General features: G+C 37.6%; 10 protein-coding genes. 9 read left to right on the forward strand and 1 reads right to left on the reverse strand.

Annotation, left to right across the window (positions count from 1 at the left end):
* A partial coding sequence (locus AB4114_RS35180) for an IS110 family transposase (RefSeq protein WP_441992583.1) occupies positions 1 to 657 on the reverse strand: 657 nt, incomplete at its 3' end.
* A 220-nt stretch (positions 658 to 877) separates the two neighbouring features.
* On the opposite strand from AB4114_RS35180, the gene AB4114_RS35185 reads away from it, so the two are divergent.
* From AB4114_RS35185 to AB4114_RS35225, 9 genes are all read left to right on the forward strand, one after another.
* A complete protein-coding gene (locus tag AB4114_RS35185) occupies positions 878 to 1,381 on the forward strand; it encodes a hypothetical protein (protein WP_441992584.1) in 504 nt (167 codons plus the stop codon).
* Positions 1,382 to 1,388: 7 nt separating this feature from the next.
* Entirely contained in the window at positions 1,389 to 1,634 is a 246-nt protein-coding gene (locus AB4114_RS35190; protein WP_441992585.1) for a hypothetical protein, read from the forward strand.
* Positions 1,635 to 2,685: 1,051 nt separating this feature from the next.
* On the forward strand, positions 2,686 to 3,123 hold the full coding sequence (locus AB4114_RS35195) for a hypothetical protein (protein WP_441992586.1): 438 nt from the start codon (positions 2,686 to 2,688) through the stop codon (positions 3,121 to 3,123).
* 122 nt (positions 3,124 to 3,245) lie between these two features.
* The gene (locus AB4114_RS35200) at positions 3,246 to 3,590 is read left to right on the forward strand and encodes a hypothetical protein (RefSeq protein ID WP_441992587.1); all 345 of its coding nucleotides are present in this window, start codon (positions 3,246 to 3,248) and stop codon (positions 3,588 to 3,590) included.
* Positions 3,591 to 3,719: 129 nt separating this feature from the next.
* Positions 3,720 to 4,196, forward strand: coding sequence for a hypothetical protein (locus AB4114_RS35205; protein ID WP_441992588.1), 477 nt, complete (start codon positions 3,720 to 3,722; stop codon positions 4,194 to 4,196).
* 167 nt (positions 4,197 to 4,363) lie between these two features.
* Positions 4,364 to 5,062, forward strand: a complete 699-nt coding sequence (locus AB4114_RS35210; RefSeq protein ID WP_441992589.1) for a metallophosphoesterase family protein — start codon at positions 4,364 to 4,366, stop codon at positions 5,060 to 5,062.
* Between the two features lie 104 nt (positions 5,063 to 5,166).
* Positions 5,167 to 5,796, forward strand: coding sequence for a hypothetical protein (locus AB4114_RS35215; protein WP_441992590.1), 630 nt, complete (start codon positions 5,167 to 5,169; stop codon positions 5,794 to 5,796).
* 190 nt (positions 5,797 to 5,986) lie between these two features.
* Positions 5,987 to 6,478: a DUF6985 domain-containing protein gene (locus tag AB4114_RS35220; RefSeq protein WP_441992591.1), complete on the forward strand. Its 492-nt coding sequence runs from the start codon at positions 5,987 to 5,989 to the stop codon at positions 6,476 to 6,478.
* Between the two features lie 383 nt (positions 6,479 to 6,861).
* Positions 6,862 to 7,221 carry a hypothetical protein gene (locus AB4114_RS35225; protein WP_441992592.1) on the forward strand — a complete coding sequence of 120 codons (360 nt, stop codon included), beginning with the start codon at positions 6,862 to 6,864 and terminating at the stop codon, positions 7,219 to 7,221.
* The last annotated feature ends 318 nt before the right edge of the window (positions 7,222 to 7,539 follow it).

Consider the following 7,539-nt stretch of genomic DNA (forward strand, 5'->3'; position numbering starts at 1 on the left):
TGCTTGCTCCGGAGTTAGCTGCAATAGGTCAGAAGGGGCTGGAAAGCGGCGCAAAGTGGCTAACGAGCGATCGCTAAAAATATCATCAAATGCTTGTCTGTATTCTGGAAACCGGATATCAAGCCAGCGGTGGATTCTATTCTTAGTCCTTCCTGATTTAACAACCCAGTRCTCTCTGTTTGTAACCATAACCCGTRTAGGGCGGGATGCTTCATCCTTTGGAGAGAAGGGCGTGTAGAACCCACGGCTGACCGCATCGGCGATGACCAGAGCATCTTTTGGGTCGTTYTTGGAAGGTGAGTTATCTCTGTTTTCCTTATTGCGTTTTGTTGTCATTGGATTGACAAGAGCCACATCAATGCCCTGATCTACCAACCAGTTGGCAATATTGAACCAGTAGTGACCGGTGCTCTCCATTCCCACAATGATGTCATTCATGCCGTGCATCTTCTGTAATTTCCGAATGCTTTGTTCTAAATGCTCATATCCGGCAAGGTCATTCGAAAATAGAATAGGGCGTTTGGTGAGGACAACACCTCGAAAATTAATGGCTTGTGCTGCGTGTTTCTCCTTGGCAATGTCGATGCCTATGACCAGAGTAGTAGTGCTGATTCGTTCTACACGTTGATTTTGAGACTTAATTGGATTAGACTTCATGATAACGCCTCCTAAGGTGAGTTCTGAGGGCTGGAACCCAGTACATACTCATCGTAGCGAGGCGTTCTTTTTTCTGCAAATTCAATCTACTAACACCTACAGGAATGTTAACGGGCAGTATACTGAGTAACAAAAATCCATGACAAAATAATAAATTTCCATTTATAACCACGTCGAGAATCTATAGTATAAGGATATCAGATATATTTAGGAGGGCTTTATGAGTAAGATTGGATTGCTCTGTACAAGTCATGATCCGGAAGGAAATAATCTTGCTTTAATAAATAAACATCATCGTTATCTGTCTAGGATTTATGAAAATATTTTTATTACTTTGAGTGAAGAGTCAAGTGGTGAGCTTTTAGAAGAACTTCTATCTTATGGATTTAATGTAAGGGTAATCCCTAAGAAAGGTTCGGCACATGCAAGAAGAGAAGTACTTAAATTAGGCTTKGACAGCAATATTGAGTTCTTTCACTACTGTGATTTTGACCGTCTACTTACATGGTGTAATAACCATAGTAATGAACTTAAACACATCGTCTGGTATGAAATCCCTAATCGTAATTACTTAATTTTAGGGAGAACAGAAAGAGCACTTTATACTCATCCGACTGAATGGATTGTAACTGAAAGAATAACAAATCAAATTTTTTTCTCTGGAACTAGGAAAAGAAGCAGATGTTACTGCAGGTTCGTGTGCAATGTCAAGAAGGAGTTGTGAGCTAATATTGCAACATTCTAAACAAATAGCCACTGATGCTGAGTGGGCTATGATTATACATCGAATAGGTAAAATGGAAGTAGATTATTTGGCGGTTGAAGGTCTTGAATATGTTGAGGAAACGAACGCTGACACTAAACATAAATCTGAGACGGAGAAATGGTTTGCAAGAGTTAAGGCAAGTTATTTAATCAGTGAATCCTCTATACAGACTGGGAAGGAGAATGAAGGATATTTGAAAATCGAAATATGAAAGGGCTATACATTCAGCTGACGGATAACTTTAGTTGAATAAACACCTAGGACGAGGCTGCCGGCATGAAGGGCAGCCCTTGCTCACCTAACGGGCAGGTTACTTCCAATGTGTGTTAATATTGAACTGTTGTTGTATCGGAGGCTAAGGGGGTTTTGATAACGCATCACCAGGGAGCAACTAGACAAGCGACTGTAGCTCATTTGTTAGGGCGATGAGAGAAGGTATTGGTTCCAATTTCATTGAAGCAATGCGTAAGATAATTCCTATACGAAGCAATATCGAGGAATATCATATAAGTAATGGGGGATTTTGATTTATGTCTGAAACGGAGAGAGATATACGTGAAATTGATGTATTAACAATAGAAGACCTTCCGCCAGGTAAGGCAGGATGGGATGAGATATTCTATCTAACTACGTCTTTTAATGCATTTGKGTATTGGGGCTCGTTTGATAAAATGTCTATTTGCTCCAAGAAAGTGAAATCGGCATAAAAAATGGAAGGCTACTTTGATAATTGCAGTCTTAATGATCTTAGAACTGAACTTTATATGATAGAGAGAGCGCACAATCATTTGGGGGAGCAACCGAGAGGCGAAAAGTTAGCTTATGTACACGACCTCGTTGAGGCGATACGGAGAAAAGTGTTAAATGTTTAATTAACTGGGAGTTTTAGTTCTTTATACTGATAGATTCACATTACATGTCAGAGCCCAAATACGGAATATGGCATTGCAAACACTGCGAAATAATCCATGTATTTGAAGGATCTAATCATGTTAAAACTTATCGTGTAGAGGATTAAGCTAACGGGAAACGAGAGTTGAGTAAATGTTACACGATTGAAATCTTATTTTCATCTGGTATTAATCATTAAAGGTTATAATAAAAACCGACCCCCTTTAAAATATAAACTTAGACCCGCAGCCCGTTGCTGTGGGTCTCTTTTTGTTATTAAACTAAAGGGCAGGATAACTAAACTTATGCTTCCTCACATGGTATAATATGGTATATTGGGAGATTCAAAAGTAGGAGGTTTAATTGAACTCATGAAATATCGAATATTGTTTTCTCTTGTTCTATCAATTCTTTTATTTATTTCAGGCTGTACAAACAAAGAATCAGTTATTAATTTAAAAGAAAAGTCAGATGAGGTTGTTTATTATGGGAAAGGAGAAGAGTGGCTTGCCACCTTTTCAATATTTAAAGTTAAAAATTCATTGTTTGATTCGATATATATTCAAAATATTGGGGGAAACAGAGAAGCAAAAATCGGACCAATTGAGTATCAATTAGTTGGAGGAGAAGGGTTTAAGTTTGAAAGCCAGTATCCACAGGAATTACAAGGAGTTAGAAGTTTTCACACGTCATCTGAAGGAAATGCTGATGTTGTCACCATTACACCCACTACAGATGACGTTTTCAAACTCACCATAAAATACAATGGGAAGATAGAAACTCTAACACTCAGTTCCATTATGCATTAAACTAACGGGAGAACGATAGCTCAATCAAAACAAAGCTGCAGACGTTTAAATACATGCTGACAGGGGCTATTCTTGAAAAAGTAACTTTTCCGAAAAATTAGGTTACTAAATGGGGGGGCTTTATGTACGCTTATATAAGCATCCATTCTGAAGATTATACGAAGAAAATTAAGTCAAAAGTTTTGGAACAATACTTAATTACCCAGTTAGGATTCACAACAGTAAGCCATTTAACATTTATCAAAGAATTCAGTGGGGAGTATATTAGATTAACAGGAATTCCTGCTAATTCAAATGGAAACTATGCTATAGACACACTTGAGGGAGTAGAAGAAATAAATTTGATTGAAATTGATGTGCCAATGAACCTTGATGACAACTTAGAATTAGAAATATCGGGCATCGCTAACACTATTGTTAAAGAGTTTTCATGGATAATTGATGAGGACCATGGATTGATTTGCTAACGAGGAAATGATAGTTGAATAACCAGGGAGCAGAATGCCGCGACTGGCAGCTGTTCCCTTTTTTCTTTGAAGAACGGGCAGTTATCCGTGGTAAAATCGAGGTAATTTGATTTACAGGTGGGGGAAATTATGAAACATATATGCCCTGTTTGCGGATATGATGAGTTACAACAAGCACCATATGATGCAGATGGTAATGAATCGTATGAAATTTGTCACTGTTGTGGTTTTGAATTTGGATTTGATGATATCCACGAAGGTCACACTTTTGAGAGTTACAGAAATAAATGGGTGAGCGCTGGAGCGACGTGGTTTTATAAACAATCAAAACCTGAGGTTTGGGATTTAAATCAACAGCTGAAAAAAATTGAAAGAATACAGCCGATGTATATTCCATTTTGGAAGAAGGAAGGTACCCCGAAGTGGATTGAAGCTGGAAAGATACTCTCATCAAATTCATCCGATAAAGTACCTTGTCCAGAGTGTGGTTATCATTTTCTTATGGTTCAGGATGTTCCCATTATGTATGCAAACAAGATTGAGAGAATTATTTCATGTCCATCATGTTTCGTGAAGAACATGATTTTAATGCCATACAACAGTTGACCGTTCAACTAACTGGGAACGATAGTGAAACAAAGCAGACTGCTGTGGCAGTCTGCTTTGTTCGTTGAAGTAAAGGACAGTTTAGTTAAAAATAAAGGAAAAATATGTAGAGTGGAGAATAAACTGTTAGTTATTAAATTGAGATTTCTCCAAGGAAGTGAATTACATTGTACGTAACTGGTGATCTTCATGGTTATATAGATATTGGGAAATTGAACTCCAAACGATTTCCCATAAATCGAGATTTAAGTAAAGATGACTTCGTAATAATCGCTGGAGATTTTGGTCTTGTATGGGAAAATAAAAATGATGAATTATATTGGAGGAAATGGTTAGCTCGAAAAAACTTTAGTACTCTATTTATTGACGGAAATCATGAGAATTTCCAGTTACTTAATTCTTACCCTGTAGAGAATTGGAATGGTGGAAACGTACATCGAATAAGCGAAAGCATTATACATTTAATGCGAGGCCAGATTTTTACTATTAAGGGATACAAGATCTTTACTTTTGGTGGAGCTCAATCTCACGATAAAGAGTATCGAAAAGAGAATGTTAATTGGTGGCCAGAAGAGATGCCATCACTAGAAGAGTACCATGAAGGAATTAAGAATTTAGAGCGGCATAAATGGGAGGTTGACATCGTAATCACGCATATGTGTCCTACATCAACCTTACAGATTCTAAATGAATCTAAAAATACTGGTATTTATGAGGACCAATTAAGTGATTACCTTGAGGAAATAAAAGAACGCTTATCGTATAAAAAGTGGTATTTTGGTCACTTTCATAGAGATATGGAATTACCAAATAAACAAAAACTTATTTATAAGTCAATTGAAGTGCTTCCTACTAAGCAATCTTAGTTAATGACTACAATAAATTTATTCGTAAATCCGTTAAAGGCTTAAACAATTCCGCCTAACAGATAACTTAAATTTAAAAAGCTTTGATATGAGGAGGAACTTGAATGCCACCGTATTTTTCTGTTGAAGTGGGTTATTCTCATAAATCGTTAAATAAGAATTTTGTTGATCGAATTTGCTCATTCATCTTTACTAAATTCCCTTTTAAGAACGGTTACTGGAATAGTGAAAGTAATTCATTGCTCGAAATAATTAATTGGAATCAACAATTACTTGAGAAGAGGTTCATTCTTGGCTACGACGAGCACGTTAGTAATAATTACAAACAATTATTATTATCAAGTGAACTCTATACTCATATGAGAATGTATTGGGGCTATAGAAACGACAAAATTAGTTTATCAATAATAATTCCGGAGTATGAGATTCTAGTTGAAGAAGGTAAGTGGCAATTTAGGGAGGAGAAAATAAATCCAATTATTGATTTATGTCAAGATCTCTGGGAGCAAAGCCCAGTTGAAATAATTCAATCTTGCTTAGAGATGGATGGAGGCCCAATTAGCATTGGGAAAATTCGAAATGGTGAATTACCCTCAATTAATCCAATAGCAATATTAAATAGGGATTATTCGAAAACAATCTATAATTTAAATAGCTTTAAGCTCAATACAGAATTAAAAGAGATCGAAAATAATGGAATTATGATCATAGCTAATGAATTAATACGTTTGTAGTATGTTAGGTGCTATTCGCAAACATTAATGATTAATCTAACGGAAGAACGATAGCACAATAAACAGGGAGCCGCGGCAGCTGCTCCCTGTTTTCATTAAAGTAACGGGCAGAAGAGTTGTAAAGGAGTTTACTGGAATCTGGCGAATAAGAATCTATCTTACTTATCCTATAATATGGAGGAACCCTTAGATGGAATTTACCAGAAACATTCGAAAAAGTGATTTTGGAATGAGTGGTGAAGTATATGTATCACTATTCAACAAATATATTCGCTTAGAATTTAACGACAACATATCGGTAGATTACGTAAATTTATGCACATCTAATCTTAACTCGTTAAGTGAAGAGACAGTTTCGACGATATGTAATTACTTATTATTGTATTGCAAAGATGTCATGAGTAATCTTAGTGAGGTTGCGTTTCCAGAAGGATTATACAATCTCAGTTCACCAAGAGAAATATTGAGTTTCATTAACCCAATTTCACTTGAGATCGATAAACCAGACAATTGGGATATACCAGCTCTTAATTTATACTGCAAATGTGACTGGGATCAAGATAATGATTTGCAGATATTAATTAATAGTAATCAGGTTGTTTACGTTGGTCCTTTTGATGGACTTAATAGCTGGCAGAAGAATTTATCTCAATGGAACAATTACGTAGTTGGTTCAATGTAATGTCTCCGCTAACGCAGAACGTTTGTTCAATACACAGCAATGGGAGGCTGCCGGCAACGATCGGCAGCCTTTCGTTCTCGAGGGGAGTATAAAGCAGGTCACAGTTCTTTCATTCTTCTAATGATGTTTGAAAACGTACTTGCATAGTATATGTCGATTTGCTTGTTGTTGACGTCCCCAATCTAGTACTCACCTTTCAAGACGATTTGGCTGATGGCAATATGGCAACCTCGACGTAGCCCGATCCCGAGCGATGAATACGAGAACAACTGCTCGTAGATTGTTTCCTGGCTTCTAATTGGCCATACGCATTTGGACAATCATACAATCCCTTCCAAAGCGTCTTCCATATACTGTCGTATATTCGATCTGGAGGTGTAGTTATGCTTCAACTAAATGGAATTGTCGGTGGGACGGCGCCTATTAAGTTAAGTCCCGGAAAAAGTGTTGATGTTCAAACCATTGTGATTGACGTGCCTAACGGGAAAAAGCTCGTGTTGAAAAGTTTGAATTTCCTGCTGTCCAACGATGCATTCACCTTCAAGGTGGAGGCATTGCCTTCGACAGGAACGTTCATTGTCCGCGGCGGTTCCGGCGATTTGCAGCCGAACAAAGTACTTTTCAACAACCGAACCGGAGACGCAGTACGGATCTTTCTAAACATTTCCGTTATCAACAGAGCGCGAAACACCCGCTCGCTAGACCGCAACTCCTGTTGGCTGCTGAAGCTTGCGCGCGTTTGACGTGTAATGTCGGGTGACAAGAACATTATCTCATTAATTGCCGCGTATCTCGCGGTTTTTTTATTTTATGGGATCAAGTTCTTGTCACGAGCCAATGACAAGAACTTGATCCCATTCCCGAGGGCATATGTCTGATACCTTTTTGCTAGCCAATGGATATACTGTCTTCTCACCTAAACATTCCTGTTAAGGCTAAGAAATGGCCTTTGTCAAAAAAGGAGCGCCTCGGTATGATGGATTTGTCGACGGGTTCGTAACCCAATACCATCAAGGAGGCGCTCTTACTTATGAAGTTTAAACAATCTAACGGACAAAATC

Source organism: Paenibacillus sp. 2RAB27 (genome assembly GCF_052115445.1).
GTDB lineage: Bacteria > Bacillota > Bacilli > Paenibacillales > NBRC-103111 > Paenibacillus_E.